24 protein-coding genes are annotated in these 26,044 nt (G+C 70.8%); 16 read left to right on the forward strand and 8 right to left on the reverse strand.

Annotated elements, in window-relative coordinates:
• Nucleotides 1–74: 74 nt before the first annotated feature.
• The 4 genes from ACGFIB_RS12480 to ACGFIB_RS12495 are packed head-to-tail and all read left to right on the forward strand — an operon-like array spanning nucleotide 75 to nucleotide 3,110.
• Nucleotides 75–593 (forward strand): MaoC family dehydratase, encoded by a 519-nt coding sequence (locus tag ACGFIB_RS12480; RefSeq protein WP_191052201.1) that lies wholly within the window; start codon nucleotides 75–77, stop codon nucleotides 591–593.
• A complete protein-coding gene (locus ACGFIB_RS12485; protein WP_357244173.1) occupies nucleotides 593–1,753 on the forward strand; it encodes an acyl-CoA dehydrogenase family protein in 1,161 nt (386 codons plus the stop codon). Before ACGFIB_RS12480 ends, ACGFIB_RS12485 begins: the two co-directional genes overlap by 1 nt.
• Nucleotides 1,750–2,181, forward strand: coding sequence for an HIT family protein (locus tag ACGFIB_RS12490; protein ID WP_393371132.1), 432 nt, complete (start codon nucleotides 1,750–1,752; stop codon nucleotides 2,179–2,181). Before ACGFIB_RS12485 ends, ACGFIB_RS12490 begins: the two co-directional genes overlap by 4 nt.
• A 23-nt stretch (nucleotides 2,182–2,204) precedes the next feature.
• Nucleotides 2,205–3,110, forward strand: a complete 906-nt coding sequence (locus ACGFIB_RS12495) for a haloalkane dehalogenase (protein WP_393371135.1) — start codon at nucleotides 2,205–2,207, stop codon at nucleotides 3,108–3,110.
• Nucleotides 3,111–3,263: 153 nt separating this feature from the next.
• On the opposite strand, the gene ACGFIB_RS12500 is transcribed toward ACGFIB_RS12495, so the two are convergent.
• Nucleotides 3,264–3,839, reverse strand: coding sequence for a TetR-like C-terminal domain-containing protein (locus ACGFIB_RS12500; protein WP_142570316.1), 576 nt, complete (start codon nucleotides 3,837–3,839; stop codon nucleotides 3,264–3,266).
• A 67-nt stretch (nucleotides 3,840–3,906) separates the two neighbouring features.
• Between ACGFIB_RS12500 and ACGFIB_RS12505 the strand changes: the two genes are divergently transcribed.
• From ACGFIB_RS12505 to ACGFIB_RS12540, 8 genes are all read left to right on the forward strand, one after another.
• The gene (locus ACGFIB_RS12505; RefSeq protein ID WP_393371139.1) at nucleotides 3,907–5,235 is read left to right on the forward strand and encodes an alpha/beta hydrolase; all 1,329 of its coding nucleotides are present in this window, start codon (nucleotides 3,907–3,909) and stop codon (nucleotides 5,233–5,235) included.
• A 91-nt stretch (nucleotides 5,236–5,326) separates the two neighbouring features.
• Entirely contained in the window at nucleotides 5,327–6,508 is a 1,182-nt protein-coding gene (locus tag ACGFIB_RS12510) for a sensor histidine kinase (protein WP_142570320.1), read from the forward strand.
• An 85-nt stretch (nucleotides 6,509–6,593) separates the two neighbouring features.
• Entirely contained in the window at nucleotides 6,594–7,343 is a 750-nt protein-coding gene (locus ACGFIB_RS12515; protein ID WP_142570630.1) for a LytR/AlgR family response regulator transcription factor, read from the forward strand.
• Nucleotides 7,344–7,361: 18 nt separating this feature from the next.
• Nucleotides 7,362–7,796, forward strand: coding sequence for a DUF485 domain-containing protein (locus tag ACGFIB_RS12520; protein WP_223853266.1), 435 nt, complete (start codon nucleotides 7,362–7,364; stop codon nucleotides 7,794–7,796).
• Between the two features lie 97 nt (nucleotides 7,797–7,893).
• On the forward strand, nucleotides 7,894–9,369 hold the full coding sequence (locus ACGFIB_RS12525; protein WP_357244156.1) for a sodium/solute symporter: 1,476 nt from the start codon (nucleotides 7,894–7,896) through the stop codon (nucleotides 9,367–9,369).
• Nucleotides 9,370–9,681: 312 nt separating this feature from the next.
• Entirely contained in the window at nucleotides 9,682–10,026 is a 345-nt protein-coding gene (locus tag ACGFIB_RS12530) for a DUF485 domain-containing protein (protein WP_142570322.1), read from the forward strand.
• A complete protein-coding gene (locus ACGFIB_RS12535; RefSeq protein WP_142570325.1) occupies nucleotides 10,023–11,633 on the forward strand; it encodes a solute symporter family protein in 1,611 nt (536 codons plus the stop codon). Before ACGFIB_RS12530 ends, ACGFIB_RS12535 begins: the two co-directional genes overlap by 4 nt.
• A 187-nt stretch (nucleotides 11,634–11,820) precedes the next feature.
• The gene (locus tag ACGFIB_RS12540) at nucleotides 11,821–12,432 is read left to right on the forward strand and encodes a TetR/AcrR family transcriptional regulator (RefSeq protein ID WP_357244152.1); all 612 of its coding nucleotides are present in this window, start codon (nucleotides 11,821–11,823) and stop codon (nucleotides 12,430–12,432) included.
• A 125-nt stretch (nucleotides 12,433–12,557) separates the two neighbouring features.
• On the opposite strand, the gene ACGFIB_RS12545 is transcribed toward ACGFIB_RS12540, so the two are convergent.
• The 4 genes from ACGFIB_RS12545 to ACGFIB_RS12560 form a co-directional block, all read right to left on the reverse strand.
• Complete coding sequence (locus ACGFIB_RS12545; RefSeq protein ID WP_393371146.1) at nucleotides 12,558–14,249, reverse strand: wax ester/triacylglycerol synthase family O-acyltransferase; 1,692 nt, start codon at nucleotides 14,247–14,249, stop codon at nucleotides 12,558–12,560.
• Between the two features lie 350 nt (nucleotides 14,250–14,599).
• Nucleotides 14,600–15,415, reverse strand: a complete 816-nt coding sequence (locus ACGFIB_RS12550) for an SAM-dependent methyltransferase (protein ID WP_142570332.1) — start codon at nucleotides 15,413–15,415, stop codon at nucleotides 14,600–14,602.
• Nucleotides 15,416–15,679: 264 nt separating this feature from the next.
• Nucleotides 15,680–17,365 carry a DNA polymerase/3'-5' exonuclease PolX gene (gene polX / locus ACGFIB_RS12555; protein WP_191052191.1) on the reverse strand — a complete coding sequence of 562 codons (1,686 nt, stop codon included), beginning with the start codon at nucleotides 17,363–17,365 and terminating at the stop codon, nucleotides 15,680–15,682.
• Between the two features lie 5 nt (nucleotides 17,366–17,370).
• Entirely contained in the window at nucleotides 17,371–18,300 is a 930-nt protein-coding gene (locus ACGFIB_RS12560) for an alpha/beta hydrolase (protein ID WP_393371151.1), read from the reverse strand.
• A gap of 288 nt (nucleotides 18,301–18,588) precedes the next feature.
• Here ACGFIB_RS12560 and ACGFIB_RS12565 point away from each other — a divergent pair, with 288 nt between their 5' ends.
• Nucleotides 18,589–19,428 (forward strand): SAM-dependent methyltransferase, encoded by an 840-nt coding sequence (locus ACGFIB_RS12565; protein ID WP_142570339.1) that lies wholly within the window; start codon nucleotides 18,589–18,591, stop codon nucleotides 19,426–19,428.
• Between the two features lie 132 nt (nucleotides 19,429–19,560).
• Here ACGFIB_RS12565 and ACGFIB_RS12570 read toward each other — a convergent pair whose 3' ends face one another.
• The gene (locus ACGFIB_RS12570) at nucleotides 19,561–21,063 is read right to left on the reverse strand and encodes an endo-1,4-beta-xylanase (RefSeq protein WP_357244137.1); all 1,503 of its coding nucleotides are present in this window, start codon (nucleotides 21,061–21,063) and stop codon (nucleotides 19,561–19,563) included.
• Nucleotides 21,064–21,983: 920 nt separating this feature from the next.
• Here ACGFIB_RS12570 and ACGFIB_RS12575 point away from each other — a divergent pair.
• Nucleotides 21,984–22,244, forward strand: coding sequence for a hypothetical protein (locus ACGFIB_RS12575; protein ID WP_393371155.1), 261 nt, complete (start codon nucleotides 21,984–21,986; stop codon nucleotides 22,242–22,244).
• Nucleotides 22,245–22,314: 70 nt separating this feature from the next.
• A complete protein-coding gene (locus tag ACGFIB_RS12580; protein WP_393371158.1) occupies nucleotides 22,315–22,713 on the forward strand; it encodes a hypothetical protein in 399 nt (132 codons plus the stop codon).
• A gap of 133 nt (nucleotides 22,714–22,846) precedes the next feature.
• On the opposite strand, the gene ACGFIB_RS12585 is transcribed toward ACGFIB_RS12580, so the two are convergent.
• Complete coding sequence (locus ACGFIB_RS12585; protein WP_142570343.1) at nucleotides 22,847–23,821, reverse strand: aldo/keto reductase; 975 nt, start codon at nucleotides 23,819–23,821, stop codon at nucleotides 22,847–22,849.
• Between the two features lie 158 nt (nucleotides 23,822–23,979).
• On the reverse strand, nucleotides 23,980–25,407 hold the full coding sequence (locus ACGFIB_RS12590) for a hypothetical protein (protein ID WP_393371161.1): 1,428 nt from the start codon (nucleotides 25,405–25,407) through the stop codon (nucleotides 23,980–23,982).
• Nucleotides 25,408–25,651: 244 nt separating this feature from the next.
• Here ACGFIB_RS12590 and ACGFIB_RS12595 point away from each other — a divergent pair, with 244 nt between their 5' ends.
• Complete coding sequence (locus tag ACGFIB_RS12595) at nucleotides 25,652–26,029, forward strand: cupin domain-containing protein (protein WP_191052183.1); 378 nt, start codon at nucleotides 25,652–25,654, stop codon at nucleotides 26,027–26,029.
• Nucleotides 26,030–26,044 lie beyond the last annotated feature (15 nt).

The following is a 26,044-nucleotide window of genomic DNA, read 5'->3' on the forward strand; positions in this document are numbered from 1 at the left end:
GGCGGGCCTGAGCGAGGCTCCCGCGACCCGGCGTGAAGACCCCGCCCGGAGCTGATCCAGAATAGTATTCTGGTGTGACGGTCCATGAAGCCCACCTCGGGCGCTACTACGAGGACTTCGTGGTCGGCGACGTCTACCAGCACCCGCTCGGCCGGACGATCAGCGAGGCCGACAACACCTGGTTCACGCTGCTGACGATGAACACCAACCAGAACCACTTCAACGCGCACTTCGCCGCCCGGGCTCCGGTCGGGAAGATCATCGTGAACTCTGGGCTCTCGGTGGCGATCGTGCTCGGGCTGTCGGTCATCGACGTCAGCCAGACGGCCATGATGAACCTCGGCTGGGACGAGATCCGGCTGACCCATCCGGTCTTCGTCGGCGACACGCTGTACGCCGAGTCGATCGTGGTGGACAGGCGCGAGTCGCGGTCCCGGCCGTACGCGGGCATCGTCACCTGCCGCACCCGGGGCCTCAACCAGGACGGGGACGAGGTGATGTCCTGGCGGCGCGCGGTGATGGTCTACAAGCGGGACGCGCCACACGACAAGGGGTACTTCCCGCGTGCCAAGACCGGGCCGATGGAGGCGTAGTGGACTTCGAGCTGAACGAGGAGCAGCGGCTGTTCCGGCAGACGCTGCGGGAGTTCGTGGACAAGGAGATCGTCCCCGTCGCGCCGGAGTGGGAGCGCAGCGGCCGCTATCCGGAGGAGATCGTCCGGCGGTTCGCGCAGCTGGGGCTGTTCGGCATCACGGTCCCGGAAGAGTACGGCGGGCTCGACCTCGACCGGGTGTCGTTCGCCCTCGTCTTCGAGGAGATCGCCCGGGGCTGGATGGGCGTAGCCGGGATCCTCGGCTCCCACTCCCTGTCCACCTGGATGATCGCCGCATACGGCACCGACGAGCAGCGCCGCCACTACCTGCCGGACCTGGCCACCGGCGCCCGCCGCACCGGGATCGCGCTGACCGAGCCGGGCGCGGGCACCGACCTGCAGGGCATCGTCACCCGGGCGGTCCGCGACGGCGACCACTACGTCGTCACCGGGACCAAGACGTGGATCACCAACGCGCGGCACGCCGACCCGCTGCCCGTCCTGGTGAAGACCTCGATCGAGACGCCCGCCCACCGCGGGATGTCGGTGCTGCTGGTGGACGCCGCCAGTGAGGGCCTGACCGTCAGCCGCGACCTGCCCAAGCTGGGCTACAAGGGCACCGAGACGTGCGAGGTCGTCCTCGACGGCGTGCGCGTGCCGGCGTCGCGGCTGCTCGGCGGCTCCGAGGGGCGCGGCATGCAGCAGGTGCTGTCGGCGCTCGAACTCGGCCGCCTCAACATCGCCGCCCGGGCCGTCGGCGTCGCCCAGTGCGCCTACGAGGCGGCCCTGGGCTACGCCCGGGAACGGCACGCGTTCGGGCAGCCGATCGCCGGCTTCCAGGCGATCCAGCTCAAGCTGGCCGACATGGCGACCGATATCCAGGCGGCCAGGCTCATGACGTACTGGGCCGCCGTGCGGTCGGAGGCGGGGCCGGTGCGCAGCGAGGCCGCGATGGCGAAGTACTTCGCCTCGGAGACGGCGCTCAGGACGACGATGGAGGCGATGCGGATCCACGGCGGGTACGGCTACTCGCAGGAGTTCGTGGTCGAGCGTCTCTACCGGGACGCGCCGCTCATGGCGATCGGGGAGGGCACCAACGACGTGCAGCGGCTGATCATCGCCAAGGCCCTCGTCGAGGGCGACGCCACGCTCGGCTGGTGACCGTGGACGGCTGCGTGTTCTGCGAGATCGCGGCGGGGGAGCGGCCCGCCCGCGTGGTGCTGGACGACGAGGTGGCGGCGGCCTTCCTCGACACCCGGCCGGTGTTCAAGGGGCACGTGCTCGTCGTGCCGCGCGATCACGTCGAGACCCTGCCCGACCTCCCGGCGGAGGAGGTCGGGCCGTTCTTCGCCCGGGTCCAGGCCGTCGCGCGGGCGGTCGAGGCCGGCACCGGCGCGGCCGGCACGTTCGTCGCGGTGAACAACCGGATCAGCCAGAGCGTGCCCCACCTGCACGTCCACGTCGTGCCGCGCAACCGCAAGGACGGCCTGCGCGGCTTCTTCTGGCCCCGGGTCAGATACGACGGCGACGCCGAGATCGAAAACTACGCCGCCCGCATCCGCGCCGCGTTGAACGAACCTCCGCTGTGAATCTACAACGTAAAGGCACCCGCATGGACTTCCTCCGCACTCCCGACGAGCGCTTCGCCGACCTGCCCGGCTTCCCCTTCGAACCCCGCTACGCCGAGGTGACCGGTGGCGCCCGCATGGCGTACGTCGAGGCGGGCCCGGCGGACGGCCCGCCGGTGCTGCTGCTGCACGGGGAGCCGAGCTGGTCGTTCCTCTACCGGCACGTGATGGCCGTGCTGGCCGAGGCGGGCTGCCGTGCCGTCGCCCCTGATCTGGTGGGTTTCGGCCGGTCGGACAAGCCGTCCCGTCCGGAGGACCACACGTACGCCCGGCACGTGGAGTGGGTGCGATCGCTCGCCTTCGACGCGCTCGGCCTGCGCGGCGCGACGCTGGTCGGCCAGGACTGGGGCGGCCTGATCGGGCTGCGGCTCGTCGCCGAGCATCCGGACCGCTTCGCCCGGGTCGTCGCCGCCAACACCGGCCTGCCGACCGGCGACTTCCCGATGCCCGAGGTGTGGCACCGCTTCCGGGCGGCCGTCGAGGAGGCGCCCGTGCTCGACATCGCCCGGTTCATCCAGTCGGGATGCGTCACCGAGCTGCCCGAGCCCGTACGGCGGGCCTACGACGCGCCGTTCCCCTCGGAGGAGTTCAAGGCGGGGCCGCGGGCGATGCCGGGCCTGGTGCCGATCACCCCCGGCGACCCGGCCACTCCCGCCAACCGCGCCGCCTGGCAGACCCTCGTCTCCCTCGACCTGCCGTTCCTCGTCGCGTTCTCCGACCGCGACCCCATCACCGGCGGGATGGCGCCGATCCTGAAGAAGTCCATGCGCGGCGCGGCCGGGCTCGACCACCCCGTCATCGCGGGCGCCGGCCACTTCCTGCAGGAGGACGCCGGTCGCGAGCTCGGCGAGGCCGTCGCCGCCTTCGTCCACACGACACCCGCCAGGTAGACGAGGATCTGCCGGCACTTCTTGTATGCCTCTCCCGGGACCGGGAGCATCACCATCGGCGAAAGCCGCGAACCTTCCCCGCCGGGCCACGTCCGCGTAGCTCTGTCAAGCGCAAGACAGGCAGAGAGCACCGCGTAGGCGGATGCTGCGAGGTCAAGCCGCCCAGCCACGCAGCACGGCGGGGACCGTCGAGCGGAACGTGGTCTCGGCCGTGGCGGCGTCGAGGGCCCCGGCCAGTTCGAGAGTCACCAACCCGTGCAAAGTCACCCATAGTGACAGCGCGATGGAGGTCGCGTCGCCTGAGAGCGCGGACACCGACAGAGCGCGGTCTATCGCCTCGATGAGCGGCCTGACGGGATCTGCGGCGCCCACTTCGCCGGACGGGTCGAAGCTCTGCACGCCGCCGAACAACACCGTGTAGAGGTGGCGGTGCTCGCGCCCCCATCGCCGGTACGCGACCGCCAGCGCATAGAGGTCGGCGAGGGGGTCATCGGAGGCCGCCACCGCCGACAGTTCCCGGAACAGCCCGGCGACCGCCCTGTTGCGCACTTCGGCGATCAGCCCGTCCTTGCCGTCGAACAGTGAGTAGACCGCGGCGGTCGCGGTCCCGGCGGCAGCGGCCAAGGCGCGGATGGTGATCGACTCCCGTGGACGGGTCGCGAACATCTCGGTCGCGGACTCGACGAGGCGGTCCTTCACCGTGTCGTCGTTCGTTCTCGGCCTGCCCACGACGACCAGTCTAGCCGAGGTGGTAGTTTTCCAAACATCGTTCTGAAACAACGTTTGGAAACTGTCGATGCCTGTCACCGTTCCCGTCCGCCTCATCGGCCGCCTGATCCTCGCCGTGCTCGCCGTCGTGGGGCTGGCCGGGCTGTTCCTCGCCCTCATCGTTCTGACGGACGGCGCGCGCGCCGGGCTTGCCGCCTGGCTGACCGCCTTCGGCGCCGGAGTCATCGCCGCACTGTGGCGAGGCCGCGGCCGTACCTGGCCGGGTCGCCTGTGGCCCTTCGCGCCGGTGATCGTCGCCGCTGCGCTCACGGCGTCGGTCTGCGTCCCCACTGCCCCCACGACCCGGCAGTATCCGCCCGACCTGCCATTCGTCGCGACGAGGCACTGGAGCCTGAGCACGGGAAGCCGGGTCGCGGTCTACCACTATCCCCCCGCCGCCGGCGCCCTCCGGCACCCCACGCCGCTCGTGTACCTCCACGGAGGGCCCGTCCGCAACATCGCCGTGCTCGACCACCGATTCCTTCGACTCCTGGCCGGACAGGGCTACGACGTGTACGCCTACGAGCAGCCCGGCGGCGGACGCAGCGACCTACTGCCCATGGAGCAGTACACGATCTCCAGGTCCGTACGCGACCTCGCCGCCTTCATCGATCGCCTGAACAGGGGCCCGGTCGACGTTCTCGGATTCTCCGCAGGCGCGGTCGTGCTCACCCGGGCCCTGGCCACCCCGGACGTCGCCATCCACGTGCACCGGGCGATCATCGCCGAGCCCGGCCCCATGGACGGCCCCACCGCGCTGATCAGCGGGCAACAGGGACGACCGTCCGCGCGCGGTCTCGCACCGGCCCCGACCGGACCGCGGGCGACGAGCGTCCCCCGGTACGCCGTCGCGCTCGGCCTCATCCAACTCGGGCTCCTCCCGCCCGACACCAGCCTGATCACGCAGGCCGAAGGCGTCAACGCCTTCAAGGCCGCCGACCTCGGCAGCGACACCGCCTCCGCCTACTGCGCGCAGGACGCCGGCCGCATCCCTGCCGAGGACACCGCGGAGAACTTCTCCTTCAGCGCCGCCGCGAGCCTCCGCATCATGCAGACGATCAAGGACTCACCCTCCATCGCCTCCGACCTGAAACGCTCCCGCACCCCCGCGATGCTGATGATCGCCGAATGCTCGTCACAGATACGCCAATGGGAGACCACCGTCCTCGCCGCCGACCCCAGCATCGAGCGAACGCAATACATGCCCGGCGTCGGACACCACATGTGGAACGGCCTCGACGACAACAACGAGCGGGCCGCCGCCGTCATCACAGCGTTCCTCCAGACAGAGCCGTCGCCCCTGCGGAACTACCCGACCCGCGCTGATATCCCCGCCTTCCTCCGCGACCACAGGTGAGGTCCACAGCGGGCCGACCTGTACCTCGGGGCCGCCACTGATCGTGAAGCAACGCCGGGTTGCCGGCTTCCGGAGGGTAGGCTGCGGCGGCGTGGAACCGGTCGTCACCGCGCTCGTCGTCGCCGTCCTCGTCGCCGTGCCGGCGGTCGTGCTGTGGCGGGTGCTGCGCGGCAGGCGCGACCTCGGCAGCAGCCCCGCCGAGCGGGCGACGTTCGAGACGCTGCACACCGCGTCGCTGGCCGCGCCGCCGCTGCGCGCCGGGCTGACCCAGGCCGGGGCGCTGAAGGCGTCGCGGCACCTGCGCGAGCTGCTCGGCTCCCCGGCCATCGCCGTCACCAACGGCGAGGAGCTGCTCGTCTACGACGGCGTGGGCGACCACCACGCGGCCGAGGCGTTCGAGCACGCGGCGGAGACGCTGAAGGACGGCCGCACCCAGGTGCTCGCGCTCGACTGCGCCCGGCCCGAGTGCCCGGTCAGACACGCCGTCGTCGTCCCGCTCACCACCGACGACCGCGTCGTCGGCTCGCTCGCGGCGTACGGCGACCACGCCTCGGCGGGGCTCGTGCGGGCGGCGCAGGAGGTCGCGCGGTGGGTCGACTCCCAGCTGGAGCTGGCCGAGCTCGACCGCTCCCGGACCATGCTGATGGAGGCGGAGGTCCGGGCGCTGCGGGCGCAGATCTCGCCCCACTTCATCTACAACTCGCTGACCACCATCGCGTCGTTCGTCCGCACGGACCCCGAGCGGGCCAGGGAACTGCTGCTGGAGTTCGCCGACTTCACCCGATACTCCTTCCGGCGGCACGGCGACTTCACCACGCTCGCCGAGGAACTACGGTCGATCGACCGCTACCTCACGCTCGAACGGGCCAGGTTCGGCGACCAGCTCCAGGTCACGCTGCGCATCGCGCCGGAGGTGCTGCCCGTGGCCGTGCCGTTCCTGTGCCTGCAGCCGCTGGTGGAGAACGCCGTACGGCACGGCCTGGAGGCCAAGCCGGGCGTGGGCCGCATCACGATCGTCGCCGAGGACGCGGGCGCGGAGTGCGGCATCACCGTCGAGGACGACGGCGTCGGCATGGACCCCGAACGGCTGCGCCGGGTGCTCGCCGGGGAGGACCGCTCGGGCGCGGGCGGGATCGGCGTGGCCAACGTGGACGAGCGGCTGCGCCAGGTCTACGGCGACGAGTACGGCCTGGTGGTGGAGACCGGCGAGGGCGCCGGCACCAAGGTCACCGTGCGGATCCCCAAATACCACCCCGGGGTCTCCCTCCACTGACACCGTCTCGTGACAACGCGAGGCGTTGACTTACCGACGGTGTGGTCATCACTCTCTAGGGGATCGGTCGGTGAAAGGGGTGATCGTGAGCGGTCTGCGGGTCCTGGCGGTGGACGACGAGCAGCCCGCGCTGGAGGACGTCGCCTACCTGCTGCGCGCGGATCCCCGCATCGGCGACGTGCTCACCGCCCGCGACGGGGCCGCGGCGCTCCGCCTGCTCGACCGCGCCATCGCGGACGGCAGGCCGGTGGACGCGGTCTTCCTCGACATCCGCATGCGCGGGCTCGACGGAGTGGTGCTGGGCCGGCTGCTGACCCAGTTCACCCGCCCACCGAAGATCGTTTTCGTGACGGCGTACGAGGACCACGCCGTGGACGCCTTCGAGCTGAAGGCCGAGGACTACCTGCTCAAGCCCGTACGGCCGGAGCGGCTTTCGGAGGCGATCCGCCGGGTGTGCGGCAGCCGGGGCGAGCCGGGGGAGGGGCCGCAGGCGGACACGATCCCGGTCGAGCTGGGCGGCGTCACCCGGTTCGTGGCGAGCACGGAGGTGCGGTACGTCGAGGCGCAGGGCGACTACGCGCGGCTGCACACGGCGACCGGCAGCCATCTGGTCCGCATCCCGCTGGCGACGCTGGAGGAACGCTGGGCGTCGGCCGGGTTCCTGCGCGTGCACCGCAGCCACCTCGTCGCGGTCAAGCACATCGACGAGCTGCACATCGACTCGGGCAAGTGCGTGGTGCGGGTGGGGGAGACCGAGATCCCGGTGAGCCGCCGCCACACCCGGGAGCTGCGCGACCTGCTGGTCCGCCGGGCCCGCAGAGGCCAGACCCGGTGAGCGGACGGTGAGGGCGCGATGACCGGCAAGCCCCGCAGGGCGGCGGCGACCGGCCCGCGCGGCCAGGGCGAGGGGGCGGCGCCGACCGGCAAGCCCCGCAGGGTGGTGGTGACCAGCCCGCGCACGGCGGCGGCGCGCAGGCCGCGGCACCCGCTCACCCGGGAGATCGACGAGCAGACCCGCCTGGGCGAGGTCTACATGGGCTCCCTGGTGCGGACCCAGTTCCGCCTGGCGCTGTTCGTGTGCAGCCTGCTCGCCTGCGTCGTGGGAGGGCTGCCGCTGCTGTTTTTGCTGGCCCCGGAGCTGCGCGCGGCCGAGCTGTTCGGCCTGCCGCTGCCGTGGGTCGTGCTCGCGGGGCTGATCTACCCGGCGCTCGTCGTCGGGGCCTGGCTGTACGTGCGGCAGGCCGAGCGTAACGAGCGCGACTTCGCCGACCTCGTGGAGCGCCGGTGAGGACGGTGCTTCGGTGAGGACGGTGCGCCGGTGAGGACGGTGCTCCAGTGAGAACGGTGCTCCAGGAGGACGGTCCGGGGATGAGGACGGTGCGCCGGTGAGTCAGATCGCCGCGGTCGTCCTGGTGATGCTAGCGACCGTCCTCGTCGGCGCGTTCGGCATCCGGGTGTCCCGCACCACGTCGGACTTCTACGTCGCCTCCCGCACGGTCTCGCCCCTGTGGAACGCCTCGGCCATCGGCGGGGAGTACCTGTCGGCCGCCTCCTTCCTCGGCATCGCGGGGCTGATCCTCACCTTCGGCGCGGACATGCTGTGGCTGCCGGTCGGCTGGACCGGCGGCTACCTCGTGCTGCTGGTGCTGGTGTCGGCGCCGCTCCGGCGGTCGGGGGCCTACACGCTGCCCGACTTCGCCGAGGCGCGGCTGGAGTCGATGGCGGTGCGGCGGCTGTCCAGCGTGCTCGTCGTGCTGATCGGCTGGCTCTACCTCATGCCGCAGTTCCAGAGCGCCGGGCTGGTCTTCCGTACGATCACCGGGGCTCCGCCGTGGACGGGCAGCCTGCTGGTGGCCGTGGTGGTCGCCATCAACGTGCTGTCGGGCGGCATGCGGTCGATCACGTTCGTCCAGGCCTTCCAGTACTGGCTGAAGCTGACCGCGCTGGCGGTGCCGCTGGCGTTCATGCTGGTGGCCTGGTGGTCGGACGGAAGGCCCGGGCTCACCCTGGGGGATGAGTGGGTGCTGCCGCTCCACGGCCGCGATCACCCCCTCTACGAGACGTACTCGCTGATCCTGGCGACGTTCCTCGGGACGATGGGGCTGCCCCACGTGCTCGTCCGCTTCTACACCAACCCGGACGGGCGGGCCGCCCGCCGCACCACGCTCGTCGTGCTGACGCTGCTCGGCGCCTTCTACCTGATGCCCGCGGTCTACGGCTACCTCGGCCACGTCTACGGCATGCCGGAGAGCGACACCGTGGTCATCGCGCTGCCGGGGCGGCTGGTCGGGGGTCCGGTAGGCGAGTTCCTGACCGCGCTGGTGACCGCGGGAGCGTTCGCGGCCTTCCTGTCCACCTCGTCGGGGCTGACGGTGTCGGTCGCCGGGGTGATCGCGCAGGACATCCTGCGCGGCGGAGTGCGCGCCTTCCGCGTCGCGACCGTGCTCGCGGTGCTTGCGCCGTTCGCGCTGGCGGGCGTGGCCCGGTCGCTGCCGGTGGCGACCGTGGTGGGGCTGGCGTTCGCCGTCGCCGCCTCGTCGTTCTGCCCGCTGCTCGTGCTCGGCATCTGGTGGCGCAGGCTGACGACGGCGGGGGCGATGGCCGGGCTGCTCGCCGGCGGAGGGCTGGCCTGCGCGGCGGTCGTGATCACGATCATCGGAGGCCCGCACACCGGATGGGCGGGGTCGCTGCTGGCGGAGCCGGCGGCCTGGACGGTGCCCGTGTCGTTCACGGTCATGGTGGTGGTGTCACTGCTGACGCCGTCGCGGGTGCCGCGCGGCGTGGCGCGCACGATGGTCCGCCTGCACACGCCGGAGACGCTGAACGTCGACCGGGGCGACTGGCGCCCGCGTTTCATGTAGCCGGGCGTTCCGCTGCGGCCTGTTCGTGTGTCCGGGCGTTCCGTTCCGGCCTGTTCGTGCACCCGGTGTTCGTATAGCCGGGTGTTCCGCTGCGCCTGACCTTTTCCGTAGCCGGGCGTTCCGCTGCGGCCCGGCGATTCAGCGATGCGGTGTGTGACCGCTCGGCGCGTGCAACCGACCATTCGTCGCACGAATGCGCCATGTGAACGAGCGGGCGGTACGGCTGGGCGACTCGGCGGCCCCCGGGACTCGTCGGCGGACACGGCGCGCTCCTACGTTGAAGTGATCCAGATCACTGTTGAAGGAGATCTTGTGACCGTCCAGCACGACCCATCGGTCTACGAACGTATACAAGCGGGTGAGCAGTTCCAGGAGCTGCGCCGTCGCTACCGGTCCTGGGCCTTCCCCATGACCATCGCCTTCCTGGTGTGGTACCTGCTCTACGTGGTGCTGTCGGGCTTCGCCCGGGACTTCATGGGCACCAAGTTGTTCGGCAACATCAACGTCGCCCTCGTCTTCGGCGTGCTGCAGTTCGTGTCGACGTTCCTGATCGCCTGGGCCTACTCGCGGCACGCGGCGGCCAAGCTCGACCCGATCGCCGACGAGCTGCGCGACGAGACCAAGAGCGCCGACGAGGTCGGGGAGGGCGCCAAGTGAGTCACGAGACGCTGTCCACGATCCTGTTCCTGGTATTCGTCGCCCTCACGCTGGCGATCACGTTCTGGGCCAGCCGCAACACCAAGAGCGCGGCGGACTTCTACGCCGGCGGCCGGTCGTTCAGCGGCCTGCAGAACGGCCTGGCGATCGGCGGCGACTACATGTCGGCCGCGTCGTTCCTCGGCATCGCCGGCATCATCGCGCTCTCGGGCTACGACGGGTTCCTCTACTCGATCGGCTTCCTCGTCGCCTGGCTGGTGGCTCTGCTGCTCGTCGCCGAGCTCATGCGCAACTCCGGCAAGTACACGATGGCCGACGTGCTGGCGTTCCGGATGTCGCCGCGCCCTGTCCGTACGGCGGCGGGCGTGTCCACGATCGTCGTCAGCATCTTCTACCTGCTCGCGCAGATGGTCGGCGCGGGCGCGCTCGTCGGCCTGCTGCTCGGCGTCCACTCCGACGCCGGCAAGATCTGGACGATCATCGCGGTCGGCCTGCTGATGATCATCTATGTCGTGTTCGGCGGCATGAAGGGCACCACCTGGGTGCAGATCGTCAAGGCCGTCATGCTGATGGTCGGCGCCGCGCTGATCACCCTGTTCGTGCTCGCGAAGTTCGGCTTCAACCTGTCCGGGCTGCTCGGCGACGCCGCCGCCCAGAGCGGCAAGGGCGACGCCTTCCTCAACGCGGGCCTCAAGTACGGAACCGCCGCCCAGGGGACCTGGGGCAAGATCGACCTGATCAGCCTCGGCCTGGCCCTGGTTCTCGGCACGGCGGGCCTGCCGCACGTCCTCATCCGCTTCTACACGGTGCCCACCGCCAGGGACGCCCGCAAGTCGGTGCTGTGGGGCATCGGCATCATCGGCGTGTTCTACCTGCTGACGCTGGTGCTCGGCTTCGGCGCCGCCGCCCTGGTGGGCTCGAAGACGATCGCCGCGGCCGACAAGGCAGGCAACACGGCGGCCCCGCTGCTCGCCCAGAAGGTGGGCCAGGACCTCTTCGGCGACGTCGGCGGCACCGTCCTGCTGGCGGTCATCGCGGCGGTCGCGTTCGCCACGATCCTCGCGGTGGTCGCGGGCCTGACCCTCGCGTCCTCCTCCAGCTTCGCCCACGACCTGTACGCGCACGTGTTCAGGCGGGGCACCGCCACCGAGCGCCAGGAGGTCGTGGTCGCCCGCGTCGCCGCGTTCGTGATCGGCGCGGTCGCGATCGCGCTGAGCATCTTCGCCCAGTCGCTCAACGTGGCGTTCCTCGTGTCGCTGGCCTTCGCGGTGGCCGCGTCGGGCAACCTGCCGGCGATCCTCTACAGCCTCTTCTGGAAGAGGTTCAACACGGCGGGCGCGGTCTCGGCCATCTACGGCGGCCTGGTCTCCGCCCTGGTGCTGGTGATCTTCTCTCCGGTCGTCTCCGGCGCGCCGACGGCGATGATCCCCGACGCCGACTTCCACCTGATCCCGCTGTCGAACCCGGGCATCTTCTCGATCCCGATCGGCTTCCTGTGCGGCTACCTCGGCACGATCCTGAGCAAGGAGTACAACGCGTCGAAGTACGCCGAGATCGAGGTCCGCTCGCTCACCGGTATCGGCGCCGAGCAGGCCACGGGCCACTGACGCCGGCTCCCGGCCACACGTCGCCGGCCCCCGGCGGTGCCTCCCACCACCGCCGGGGGCCGGCGCACTCTTACGCCCGGCCTCCCGGCACTGCGCCACCCGGCGCGGGGGCTCACGGCGGGGCGTATGCCTGCCCTGTCCCTCGCGTCATGGTGTTGGGGCGCCCACTCTGGTTATGGTTCGGTCCGTGGACAGCCCCCTCCAGACCGCCAAGGCGTGGTCGCGCTCGCGGAGAGGGAAGCAGCCGTCCGACGGCGACGCCCGCACCCGCATCCTGGACGCCGCCGAGGAACTGTTCGCGGGCGGCGGCTACGAGGCCACGCCGACCGCGCGCATCGCCGAACTCGCCGGTGTTCCCAAGGGCCTGGTCTTCCACTACTTCCCCCGCAAGATCGACGTACTGATCTCGCTGGTGGACGAGCGCACCGTGGTGGTCGAAGAGGAGGTCGAGGAGGAGGCCGAGGCGGTCCCCGGCGACGCGGCCGGCGCGCTGTCGCGGCTCGCCCGCAGGCTGCCGCTGCGCGCGTCCCCCGCGATGCGGCGGATCCTGTTCCGGGAGGCCGACACCCACCTGTCCGTGCGTGAGCGCCTGAGCCGCCTCAACGCCGAGATCATCCGCCGGGCCAGGTTCGCCCTGGAGCTCGCCCTGCCGGGCGGGCGCGGTGACGCCGCCCGGCTGGAGGCCGCCGCCGCGACCTTCGCCGCGGTCCTGCTGTATCAGGAGAGCATCTGCCTGCTCACCGGCCATCACATCGACCCCGACGCGGTCGCGGAACTGATCGCCCACGCCCTGCACTGACGAGGGCCGTGCTCCTTCCCGGCGCTTCCCGGCATGACCTTCCGGTGAGCCCAGGCATGACCTCCCGGGGTGCCCCGGCGCGGCCCGCCGCTGCCCGGCACAGCCCGAGCGGCGGCCTGAGGCGGTCAGGCGGACACCATCGTCTCCCGCTCCTCCCGCGGCTGTGCGGGAGGAGCGTCACCCGGCGAGTCCGGGTCATGGGAGTCCGGGGCACGGGAGTCCGGGGCACGGGAGTCCGGGTCGTGAGGGGCCGGCTCAAGCGAGGCAGGGTCGCCGGGGGTCGAGTCGTGAGGGGTCGAGTCGCCGGGGGCCGAGTCGTGCGAGGCCGGGGCGTCCGGGGAGTCGTCGAGCAGGGCCAGGAGTTCGTCCATCGCCTCACGCAGGTGGCCGATCATGCTCCAGACGTCGGGCAACCGGGTCGGGCAGGCGACGACGCCGAAGTCCAGCCGCCCGTCGTACGACGCGCAGGTGATGCTGATCCCCCCGGTGGCGTCGGTGACCACGGACAGCGGGTGGTAGGCGAGCATCCGGGCGCCGCACAGGTACAACGGCACGCGGGGGCCCGGCACGTTCGACACGATGAGGTTGACGCCCGCGCCCGTGACCCCCGCGAGGCGGAACACCATCGGCGTGGCCAGTGCCGCGAAGGCACTCGGCACCATCGCGCACACGTCGTCCAGCCAGGTGCGGTGGGAGACGGCGAAGCGCCGCTTCGCGGCGGCCAGCGCCGAGCGGACGGCGGCCAGGCGCTCCCCGGGGGAAGCGACGTCCGTGGCCAGCGGTGTGATCATCGCCGAGATCCGGTTGCCCACCCGCCCGCCCGCGATGTCCCGGGAGGCCCCGCCCACGTCCGGCGACCGCTGGGAGCGCAGGGCCACCGGCACGGCCGCCACCAGCGGCCGGTCGGGCAGCGCGTCGTGGGCGAGCAGCCAGCGCCGCAGCGCCGAGGCGCACAGCGTCATCACCACGTCGTTCGGGCCCATGCCGAAGGCCCTGGCCACCCTCCTGACCTCCGACAGCGGCACGGAGCCGAGGGCGACCTCCCGCTTTCCGGAGATCGGGCCGTTGAACGGCGTGCGCGGCGCGACCAGCGGCGGCGTCTCGGGCAGCGGCCGCGCGTCTCCCGCGAGCGCGCGGGCGGCCTGGGCCACAAGCCGGGCGTCGGGCAGCGCCGCCATGACCGGGATCGCGTCCAGGTCGGCGGCGGCGCGGGCGAGCGAGCACAGCGTCTCCACCGGTTGGACGATCGTCCGGGTGATCGCTCCGGCGAGCATCGTGAGCAGCCCGGGCGGCTGCGGCGACGCCGGGGCCGGGGGCGCCTCGACCCGGCGCGGCTGCGGCGACGGGTCGAGCAACGCGGTCAGGATCTCCGAGCCCGACACGCCGTCGATCGCACAGTGGTGCACCTTGATGTAGAGGGCGCAGCGGCCGCCGTCCAGTCCGTGCACGAGGTGTGCCTCCCACAGCGGCCGCCCGCGGTCGAGCCGCCGCGCGTGGACGTCCGCCACGTACGCCGCCAGTTCCCGTTCCCCGCCGGGCGCCGGGAGAGTGGTCTCGTGCACGTGCGCGTCGAGGTCGACGTCCGGGTCGTCCAGCCAGTACGGCCGGTCGAGCCCGAAGGGCACGTCGGCCAGCCGCATCCGCAGCGGCGGGGCGAGGTGGAGCCGCTCGCGCAGCAGGGCGAGCAGCGCCTCCTTGGTCAGGTCGCCGGAGGGCGAGGCCGAGGGGTCGAGTATGGCGACACCCGCCACGTGGGTCGCGGTCGTCGCCGACTCCACGCTCAGGAACTGCGCGTCGAGTGCCGTCAACTGGCGCATCTCGTCATCCTCCCGCTCACGCCGCCCGGTCATGCCACCCGGTCATGCCACCCGGTCATGCCACCCGGTCATGCCCCCCGGACATGCCGTTGGTCCGCGGCCGGCCCCGCCGTCCGAGATCCGCAGCCCCGGCGCAGGGCGCCGCACGCCGGGGGCCGTTCACCCGCAGCGATCCCCTGGCGCACGATAGTCACCCGCCTGCGCACCGTGACCATCATCGACGCATCGCGTTACCGCCGCATTTCTCCCACGTGCCGCCGGGGGATGTTCAGGCGCGCCCGTGACCCAGGCGAGACGAACGCGGTCGCGGCCGGCGCCGGGGGGAGCCGGCGTCGCCCGCAGGATGCGGGTCAGGGCTTGCGCGCCACGCCGCCGAAGCAGGCCACCTCGCGGGGCTCGCCCCACGGGTTGTCCTCCGCCCGCCATCGCGACACCGAGACGATGCCGGGGTCGAGCAGCTCCAGGCCGGTGAAGTAGCCCCCGATCTGCTCGGGGCTTCGCGGGGTGTAGGGGGTGGCGCCGCTGGCGGTGTTGTAGCGGCCCAGCGCCTCGACGTACGCCGGGTCGGTGTCGGAGCCGTCGTAGAGCGCGAGATAGCTGCCGGAGGGCAGGGCCGCCAGCAGCCGGCGCACGATCTCCCGGGCCTCGTCGTAGTCCGCCACCAGGCCGAGGATGCCCATCAGCATGAGTGCGGTCGGCCGCGTGAAGTCCAGCGTGCCGGCCGCCTCCCGCAGGATGCGGCCGGGGTCGCGCACGTCGGCCTCGATGTAGTCGGTGGCCCCCTCGGGGGTGCTGGTCAGCAGCGCCTGGGCGTGCACCAGCACCAGGGGGTCGTTGTCGACGTAGACGATCCGGGACGCCGGGGCCAGCCGCTGGGCGACCTCGTGGGTGTTGCCGACGGTGGGCAGGCCCGTGCCGATGTCCAGGAACTGGCGGATTCCGGCCTCGCCGGCGAGATAGCCGACGGTGCGCACGAGCATCTGCCGGGACTGGCGGGCGATGTCCACCATCCCGGGGAAGACGGCGCGGATCCGTTCCCCCGCCTCCCTGTCGACGGGGTAGTGGTCCTTGCCCCCGAGGAAGTAGTTCCAGACGCGAGCCGAGTGCGGCACGCTGCTGTCGATCCTGCGGACGCCGGGGTCGTCGGCGGGAGAAGTGTCGCTCATGGGGGCCCTCGGAGTGGTCGGAACGGAGAGACGACCGCACCCGCGTCAGTGATCTCCGCTCGTTGCCGGGGGATCGCGCGTCGCGGCCCATCCTTTCCGATCAAGCTACGGCACGCAACCACAGGGCGGCGCTTCCCCGGCCGACCGGCCGGGTCGGCCGGGGTGGGCCGGCAGGGGTGGGCCAGGGGTGGGCCGGCAGGGGCGGGCCGACGGCGGTGGGCCGACGGCGGCGCGCCCGATGATCCGCCGGCGGGAGCCGTGCGGTCAGTCCCTGCCCAGATGGGCCAGCAGGCGGTCGAGGGGCCAGGTGTTGACCACGTCGTCCGGGGTGAGCCAGGCCCGCTGCGCGATGCCCACGCCGAACCTCTGGTGGGCCAGATGCGGGACGGCGTGGGAGTCGCTGTCGATGGAGAACTTCACGCCGTGGTGGCGCGCGAGCCGTACGAGGTCGGAGGGCAGGTCGGCCCGATCGGGGTAGGAGTCGATCTCCATGATCGTGCCGGTCCTGGCGGCGGCGCGGAAGACCGCGTCCCAGTCCGCGTCCACCGGCGGCCGCTTGCCGATCTTCCGCGTCGTGGGGTGGCCGATGACGTGGACGTGCGGATTCTCGCAGGCCGTGATGAAACGGCGGGTCATCTCCTCCCGCGACTGGCCGAAGTGCGAGTGCACCGACGCGACGCAGACGTCGAATCCGGCCAGCACCTCGGCCGGCCAGTCCACCGAGCCGTCCGGGGCGATGTTCAGCTCGCTGCCGTGCAGCAGCCGCATATCCGGATATTTCGCCTGCAGTTCGGCGATGCGGGCGCGCTGGGCGAGGGCCTTGTCGAGGGTCATGCGCTGCATGACCAGGTCGGGCGCGTGGTCGGTCACCGCGTAGTAGGAGTAGCCGCGCATCGCGGCGGCGGCCGTCATGTCCTCCAGCGACGCGATGCCGTCGGTGAGGTCGGTGTGGGTGTGCAGGTCGCCCCGCAGGTCGTGCAGCTCGACCAGGCGCGGCAGCTCGCCCCGCAGCGCGGCCGCCACCTCGCCGCCGTCCTCTCGCAGCGCTGGGTGCACCCACGCCATGCCGAGCGCCTGGTAGACCTCCTCCTCGGTCTCCGACGCGATGAGGCGGTCGCCGTCGAACAGGCCGTACTCCGACAGCTTCCAGCCCTTCTTGACCGCCATCTCCCGGATGCGGACGTTGTGCTCCTTGCTGCCGGTGAAGTAGACCATGGCCGCGCCCCACGACTCGGCGGGGATGAGCCGCAGGTCGACCTGCAGGCCGCGGTCGGTCCTGATCGAGGTCTTCCGCTCGCCCTTCGCGACGATCTCGGTGACGTACGGCTGCCGCGCGAACAGCTCCATCAGGCCGGGGTCGCCGACGGCGAGGACGTCGATGTCGCCGATCGTCTCGCTCATGCGGCGCAGCGACCCGGCGACGGCGATCCGGTCGGCGGGCAGCGAGGCGATGACCCGCTCGGCGAGATCCGCCGCGACGCCGAGGTGGACCCGGCCGCCCGACCGCTCCATGTGCTCGATGCCCTTGAGCAGGTTCTCCTCGGTCTTGGCGCCGAAGCCGCGCAGGCCCTTCAAACGGCCGTCCCGGATCGCGCCGGCCAGCGCGGCGGGGGAGTCGATGCCGAGCTCCTGGAACAGGAACAGTGCCTTCTTCGGGCCGAGCGAGGGGATCCGGGTCAGCCTGCGCACCCCCTCGGGCACCTTGCCCCGCAGGTCGTCGAGCTGGCGGAAGCTGCCGCGCTCCAGGAACTCCTCGACCTTCTTGGCGATCGCCTCGCCCACGCCCGGGATCGACCGCACGTCGGTCTCCGCGAGGTCCCCGGGGAAGCCCGCGATCGACTTGGCCGCCTTCTGGTAGCTGCGCACGCGGAAGGCGTCCCCGCCGTTCAGCGCGAAAAGCTCGGCGTACTCCTGCAGCGCCGCGGCTGCCTCGTCATTGGCCCGTCCCATGTCTCTCAGGGTAGGAGAAGCGGCAGCGCGCGTTCGAACGAACGGATCCAGTACGGCCAGGTATGGGTGCCGTTTCCATAGAAATCCGTCGTCACCTTCACCCCCGCCTTCTCCGCGGCCCTGGCGAAGTTCAGGTTCTGCCGGATGATCGAGGCTTCGGTGCGATCGACCGGCCCGTCCCCGTGGTCCAGCGGCCCGGGCTCGCCGTCACCCGCGGACGCGTAGAGGCGCACGCCCTTCAGCCGCCCGGCCAGGTCGGCGGGGTTGTGCTCCGCCCAGGCATCCGGGTCGCCCCACAGATCCTCGGTGTCCACGCCGTTGTCCGCCATGAACGCCCGATATCCGGAGACGTCGTCGCGGGTGTCGAGCACTCCCGAGAACGACGCCGCGGCCTCGAACACACCCGGATGCCGGGCCGCGTAGACGAACGCGCCGAGGCCGCCCATGGAGAAGCCGGCGATCGCGCGGCGCGTGCCGACGCCGTATCGCGGCTCGACCAGGTGCGGCACCTCGGTCAGGTGGAAGGTCTCCCAGGCGGGGCCGTCGCGCCAGTCGGCGTACCAGCCCATCGAACCGCCCTCGGGGACGATGACGACGGCGTCGAGGCCGGCGGTCAGCCGGGCCACCTCGCCCGTCCTGAGCCAGTCCCAGCCGCCGCCGGCGCAGCAGCCGTGCAGCAGGTACAGCGCGCGCCAGCCGGTGGAACCCGGCTTCCAGGCCGCCGGCTTCAGCACCCACACCGAGCGCCTCTCGCCCGTGGCCGGCGAGTCGATGACAAGTTTGTCCGTCCGCCCGTCCACGGCCTCCCGCGAGACGATCGCGGCCGAAGCCGTGGGGCGGACGGGCGACGGCGCCGCGGACTCGGCGGTGCTCTGGCAGCCGCTCGCCATGACGACGAGGACGACGAGGACGAGCCGCGGCAGAATCTTCTTCACGAAAAGGTGGATGTCATATCGATACGCCGCCGTCAATGGCGGAGAGAGTGAATTGCGGCGTTTTAGGCGAATTGGTGCGCGATTCGAGGACGCAGGCCTTGACCGGCCGCAAGCCGGGCCGCGACCGGCCGGTGAGCGAGCCGGATGGCTTGACCGGCTCCCGGCGGGACGAATACCGTCTCCCGAAAAATCACTTAATCGGCCGCGAAAGTTTCCGCGGCGGTGAGACGGGGCGATCGGGTGCCGTTGTCTCCCCTGTCGATCGAGAGACAGCAGTAAGGAGCACTGATGTCAGAGCCGACGGACCGCGAACCGGTCGCCAGGCCCGTTCCGCGAATCAATACCGCGGTTCCGCATCCGGCCCGGATATACGACTACCTGCTGGGCGGCAAGGACAACTTCGCGCCCGACCGTGAGGCGGCCGAACACCTTCTCAGGGTTTCACCGGGCACCCGCGAAGGCGTTCGCGCCCACCGGGCCTTCCTCCGCCGGGCGGTACGTCATCTCGCCGGAGAGGCGGGAATGACGCAGTTCCTCGACATCGGCACGGGCATTCCCACCCAGGGCAACACCCATGAGGTCGCTCAGCAGGTCAACCCCGCGGCCCGGGTGGCCTATGTGGACAACGACCCCATCGTCCTGGTGCACGGCCGAGCTCTGCTGACCGGCAGTGCCGCGGGGATGACCTCGGTGATCGAGGCCGACCTGCGGAAGCCGGAGACGATCCTGTCCCACCCGGAGGTCCGGGCCGTGATCGACTTCGACCGCCCGGTGGCCGTCATCCTGGCGGGCGTCCTGCACTTCATCACCGACGAGGAGGACCCGCACGGCCTGGTCGAGACCTTCAAGGCCGCCGTGCCCTCGGGCAGCCACCTGCTGCTGTCGCATATCACGCTCGACTTCGCTCCCCAGGTGAGCGAGGAGGACTTCACCAAGCCCTACGACAACAGCACCGCGCCCATGGTGCCCCGCACCCTCGACCAGGTGCTGCGGTTCTTCGAGGGCTGGCAGGTGATCGATCCGGGCGTGGTCGAGGTGGTGCGCTGGCGGCCTGACGAGTACAAGGACCGGGAGCGCATTCCGGGAGGTCACGCCTGGGCCTACGGCGCCCTTGCGGAGAAGCCCTGACCCGGGAACGGGAAGAGGGCGTACGGCCCAACGCAAGGCCTCCGGTGCGACGTGCGCACCGGAGGCCTTGCTCGCGACTAGAGCGAGAGGTTCAGCAGGTGGGGCCGGACCGAGTCGCCGGCCCCGCCGGCCTTACTGCGTGAAGGTCCACTTCTGGTTGTTGCCGCCCCAGCAGGAGTACAGCTGGAGCTGGGTGCCGTTGCCGGTGCCCTGTCCGACGGCGTCCAGGCACAGGCCGGACTGGACACCGGTGATGGTGCCGTCGGAGTTGAGGCGCCACTTCTGGTTGTCGCCACCCCAGCAGGAGTAGATCTGGACCTTGGCGCCGTTACCGGTGCCCGCGGCGTCCAGACACTTGTTGCCGTACACCCGGAACTCCTGCGAGGAGGTGTAGCTCCACTGCTGGTTGGTGCCACTGTGGCAGTCCCAGATCTGCAACTGGGTGCCGTCGGTGGTGCTGGAGTTGGGCACGTCCACGCAGCGGCCGGAGGCGACGCTCTTGATCGTCCCGTTGCCGCCGCCACCGGGGGTGGGCGAGGTGCCGGGGCTGGGCGAGGTGCCCGGGCTCGGCGAGGTGCCGGGGCTGGGCGACGTCGTCGGCGTGGCCGCGTTGAGGGCGTTCAGGACCGAGTTGTACGCGGCCTTCTTGTTGCCGTTGCTGTCGAACAGCAGCGGGCTGGTGTTCGCACCGAGCCAGGAGTCGCTGTCACGCACGCCCCACACGGTGATGCCGACGCAGCGCGAGACGGCAAGGCAGTCGTTGACGACGCTGGCGTAGGTCGAGGACGACCCGCCCTGGATGTCCAGCTCGGTGATGGCGACGTCCACGCCGAGGGCGGCGAACTGCGAGATGGTGGTGCGGTAGTTGCTGGGGTAGGGGCTGTTGCCGTTGAAGTGGGACTGAAGGCCGACACAGTCGATGGGCACGCCGCGGGACTTGAAGTCCCGGACCATGTTGTAGACGCCCTGCGTCTTGGCCTGGCTCCAGTTGTCGATGTTGTAGTCGTTGTAGCAGAGCTTGGCGGCCGGGTCGGCGGCCCGCGCGGTGCGGAAGGCGACCTCGATCCAGTCGTTGCCGGTGCGCTGCAGGTTGGAGTCGCGGCGGCCGCCGGAGTTGCCGTCGGCGTACGCCTCGTTGACCACGTCCCAGTAGGGGATCTTGCCCTTGTAGTGGGCCATGACGCCGTTGATGTGGTTGATCATCGCCTGGCGCAGCGAGTTGCCGCTGAGGGACTGCATCCAGCCCGGCTGCTGGGAGTGCCAGGCCAGGGTGTGGCCGCGCATCCGCTTGCCGTTCTGCGTCGCCCAGTTGTAGATCCGGTCGGCGTTGTTGAAGTTGAACTGGCCCTGGTTCGGCTCAGTCGCGTCGATCTTCATCTCGTTCTCGGCCGTGATCATGTTGAACTCACGGTTCGCGATGCCGGTGTAGTTCCCGTCGCCGAGTTTGCCGCTGGCGATGGCGGTGCCGAAGTAGCGGCCGCTTTGCGCGGCGGCCGCGCCGAGCGTGCTCGCTGCGGCGTCGGCGGGGGCCGTCACCGACACCACCGCCGTTGCCGCGGTGAGCACGCCGAGAGCGCCGGCGACCAGAACCCGGCGCAGCCGGGTTCCGGGCGGGGACATGACGTTTTCGCCCATGTCTGAGCCTCCATAACTGAATCACCGAGGGAACACGGAAGTTCCCGTGATATCGACGCCGCGCCTCGTCGCTTGAGAACGCACACCACCAGGGCGTCGTGATCGGCGGCCCCCTGCACGTGCACCACCACCTGGGAGCGGGGGACCGCCTCGGAGGATCAGTGTGGAAACCTTCCCGAAACTTGTCAAGACTTCAACGGAAACTTTCGGGCTACCTGGCCAAGCTGCGTATGCCAAATCGGTTAAGCAGATGGCATCTGCGCTCCGAAACTTTCGGCTACCCGGGGATTGGGCGGGGGAAAGGGATGAAAGTTTCACCACCCGCCTCTCGCCGGTCTCGTGGGACGTCCCGGCAACGCCCCAGTTGGGCTGCACTCGGACCCTGCACGGTGCGGTGCACAAGTATCAAGGCCCTTGACAAGGGATCTCCGCCTCGTATTGGCTCCGCCCCACACCACCTCTCATCACCCCCCATGGAGAGGAGAGCCGATCGGAAGACGCGTTGTGAACGCTCACTCGGCCGTCGACGCCGGCGGATTCCCCGCCATCGCCGGCGGAGTGCACGCCACCGCCGAGCCGCAGCAGGTATCGACGCCGGCTGGGGCCTCGCCGCGATCGGCGAGGGGGAGCCGACGATCGTCGCCCTGGTCGAGGCGCTTCGCGCGGACCGGCTGCTCACCGCCGTGCCCGGCCTGGCCGTGCGTGACGGCAGGGCGCTGAGCACGCCACCGGCCCCGCAGTTACCGCTGGACGCCTTTCCGTCCTTCCCCGACCGGCGCCGCCACTTCGGGCCCATCGAGATCACGAGGGGCTGCGCCTACACGTGCCGCTTCTGTCAGACGCCCCTTCATGTTCGGCCTTCATGTTCGGCGGCAGGTTCCGGCACCGCAGCGTGGACGGCGTGCGCTCACGTCCGCCGGATGGCCGCCCACGGCCTGCGCGACGTCCGTTTCATCACCCCCACCGCCCTCTCGTACGGCACGCAGGGGCCGGAGCCGGCGCTGGACGCCGTGGAGGAACTGCTGGCGGGCGTCAAAGAGGAACTGCCCCCGAACGGGCGGGTGTTCTTCGGCAGCTTCCCCTCCGAGATCCGTCCCAAGCACGTGACGCCGGAGGCGATGCGGCTGCTCAAGCGCTACCGAGTTGCGGGCCGGTGCTCCGGCCTTCGGGCCGGGGGGTGAAGCGCAGTCGGGCTCCGACCGCGTGCTCGCCGCCGCCGGTCGCGGCCACGGCCCGCGTGGGAGGGCCGCCATGGCATCTCACATCATCATCGGCGCCGTGTTCCACCACGATCCGCACCGCGTCGCGCACCGGCGCGCTGCCGGCTTCCGCCCGAACGTCGACTTCGTCTTCGGACTGCCCGGCGAGTCGCCGGACGACCAGGAGGCGTCCCTGCGGCTCGCCGCGGACCTCGCCGATCCCGGGGCGCGCATCCACACCCACACGTTCATGCCGCTGCCCGGCACGCCGTGGCGGGACGCCGAGCCCGCGTTCATCCCGCTGGCCACGATGCGCGAGCTGGACCGGCTCGCGCAGCGCGGCGACGCCTACGGGCACTGGCGCAAGCAGGCCGAGCACGCGGCGCGGCTGGCCGAGACGGCCAAGGCCTACCCGCGCCGTGCCCGCCGCCGCCGCACCACCGACCGCTGACGTCCCCGCCCCGAGCCCCCGCAAGTCCAGCCGCCGCCCCCGACTCCGTGCCTGAGTCGCTGCCCGTATCCGTCCGCCGAGTCCCTGCCCGGATAGGCACTGTCCCGGGCCCGGTGAGCGTGGAGCCTCCCGGTCAGAACTGCTGGGGCCGCGCCCGGTACGGCTCCTCCAGGAAGGCGATCTCCTCCTCGGTGAGCTTCAGCTCGACCGCGGCGAGCGCGTCGTCCACGTGGTGCTCCTTGGTCGCGCCGACGATCGGCGCGGTCACACCCGGGCGGCTGAGCAGCCATGCGAGGGAGAGGGTCGCGGGGGAGACGCCACGCTCCTCGGCGGTGCGGGCCACTCGCTCCAGGATCGCCTCGTCGGCGGGCCCGCCGTACAGCTGCTCCTGCCTGGCTCCGTCGCCGATCTGCCGTACGGTGTCGGCCTGCCTGCCCGCGCGGGCGAGCAGGCCGCGCGCGAGCGGGCTCCACGGGATCAGCCCCACACCCTGGTCGAGGCACAGCGGGATCATCTCCCGCTCCTCCTCGCGGTGCAGCAGGTTGTAATGATCTTGCATGCTGACGAAGCGGGTCCAGCCGTTCTTGTCCGCGACGTGCTGGGCCTTGGCGAACTGCCATGCCCACATGCTGGAGGCGCCGATGTAGCGGGCCTTGCCGGCCCGGACGATGTCGTTGAGCGCCTCCATGGTCTCCTCGATCGGCGTCTCGTCGTCCCATCGGTGGATCTGGTACAGGTCGACGTAGTCGGTGCCGAGGCGGTCGAGGGAGGCGTCGATGGCCGACATGACGTGCTTGCGGGACAGGCCCCAGTCGTTCCTGCCCTCGCCCATCGGGAAGTAGACCTTGGTGGCCAGGACGTAGTCCTCGCGCCGGGGGAAGGCCTTGCGCAGCAGCCGCCCGGTGACCTTCTCGCTGGCGCCTCCCGAGTAGACGTCGGCGGTGTCGAAGAAGGTCACGCCGCCCTCGACCGCCTTACGCACGATGGGCTCGGCCTGGTCCTCGTTCAGGACCCAGCCGCCCCACTTGGCCGGTTCGCCGTAGCTCATCATGCCGAGGCAGATCCTGCTGACCTTGAGGCCGGTGGTGCCAAGTCGTCGATACTCCATAGCAGCACCCTATTTGCCCCATCACTTCCCCGGCGGGACGGGTGTCGCCCGCGCGGGGAGGGGGCGAGTCACCAGCGCAGCGCGGTGACGTCGATTGGCCGGGGTGAGAGCGCGGCTGACCCGAACCACGTGGTGATCACGACAAGATGCGGCGCGCCCTAGTCGATCTTGGCCTTTCTGCTCAGACTCGCGTAGTAGTCCTCGAGCATCGCACGCAGCCCCGGGCGATCGGTGAGCTGGATCGACTGGACGAGGTGGGCCACTTCGGAGCCGTTGAAGGCGCTGTGCCCGCCTTGCCAGAGGCGGTCGGTCAGCTCGAAGAGGACGTTTCTGGCGATGGCGTCCGGGGTGCCTTCCGAGGCCCAGCCGAAGGAGACGGTGACCGTGGTCGCGGTGCGCGTCGTCTCGAAGGTCAGAGGCTGTATGTCGTCGGGTGTCGGCGGCCGCGGGTGCGCGCCGGGATCGTCCTTGGTGCGCTGCTCCGGAGCACGGTTGAGCTCGTCGTCCGGCTTGGGTCCGAGCCTGAGGACGAGGTAGGTGTTCACCACGCTCATCAGGGTTTCGAGCTGGGCGAAGAACTCTCTCAGCAGAGCGGTGAGCAGAGGTCTGGAGTCTGAAGGCACCGGCGGCAGTCCGCGTAGTTCCTCAGCGGTGATCCGCCCGTTCGCGGCCAGGCCGATCAGGTCGTAGACGCGGACCCAGGCGCGGACCACCCGTGAGCACATCAACGCGTGCACCTGCGCCAGCGAGTCGCCGGCGCCGTCCCGCAGGGCCTTGACATCACCGGCGTTGAGCTGTCCCGGCATCCCACCGATCAGGTCGATGACCACCTGCTCGTAGTTGCCCGCATTGAGGAGCGCCAGCTTCGACGGCAGCAAGTAGTGGGCGTGGGCGTTGCGGTAGGCGAAGTCGACGGTGGGCTCCACTGCGATCGTGTGCGAACCCTCGTGCACCAGCGTGGAGGCGGCCTCCACGTCGGACATGAGATGCGGGCGAAACCTGGAGCTCAGGTCGATGCACGCCTCCGCGCCGCTGCCCCGCCCGAGCGCCCCCATCGAGCGGGGCAGCTGCGGGTTGTAGAGCATCCCTTTGCTCTTGCCGTCTGAGCGGGCGTGGATGGCCCGCAGCTGCTGCAGGATCTTCCGGAACCGGGGGGCGGCCGCCGCGGCCTCGTCCCCGAAGCAGGTCCGCAAACTCGCCGTCGCTCGTGGCGAACCAGTCTCGATCGGGAGGACGACATTCGCCTCGATCAGTTTCAGGAGCCCGATGAACCACGGGCTCTCCGCCACCGGTGGAAAATCCTCCTCCGGCTGCTGCGCCTGGTCGGCCGCGGGAGCGGGAAGCTGGTTGAGATCAGTGACGAACTGCGGCAGCTCGGCCGCCCTGCGTCGTCCCGTAGCCTCCTTGGTCTCCCCGGGAGGGACGAGGTTGAGCTTGCTCCACTGGACGACGAGCCGCTGGTAGGAGTCGTCGCGCGTGACCTGCTTCGCGAGGGCGGCACCGATCAGCCGGTGGTAGGAGGCGTAGACGTTGTTCTCGTTTGCCGCGACCTGCTTGAGCAACGCGGGGGTGGGAACGGGGATCATGCTGCCGTTGTAATCCCCCGCGGTCGGTCCCCGATTGCCAGGCGGTTGCAGAAGGTGACATACCGGTGGGCGCTGTTCCTCCCCATGCCCCGACACGTCGCGTTGGCAGGCCGGTCGGCTGGTGTTCCAGTCGTACATCCCTGATTCGAATCCGCAGAAGTGTCAGGTGCCGACGGTCGTCGCTTCGTCATCCTGACACGCAGACAGCCCGCAGGTCCTGACGGCTTCGGTACCGTGCGGGGCTATGGCGGAGAACGTATACGTGGGAAACGCTCATCTGGACTCGGTCGCCGACCGTGGGTGGCTGCTGGGGCATTTCAAACCCGCTGCCGATGTGCGGCACAGCGAGGACGTCGAGATCAAGTGGTACGCGCATCCCCGGGGTGACCGGCGTGCGGAATGGGTCACCGGCGAGAAGCGCACCGCGCTCCTCGTGCTGATCAGCGGCCGTTTCCGCGTCGAACTTCCCGGGCGGAGCGTGCTGTTGGCGAATCAGGGCGATTACGTCGTGTGGGGCCACGGGGTCGATCACTCCTGGCATGCCGAAGAGGAGTCGGTGGTGCTCACCGTCCGGTGGCCGTCGATTCCGGGATATGCGGTCTCCGGCACGGATTCCGCGTAGCGGCCCGGACCGGCC

The organism is Microbispora bryophytorum, assembly GCF_043197435.1.
In the GTDB taxonomy this organism is placed as follows: Bacteria; Actinomycetota; Actinomycetes; order Streptosporangiales; family Streptosporangiaceae; genus Microbispora; species Microbispora bryophytorum.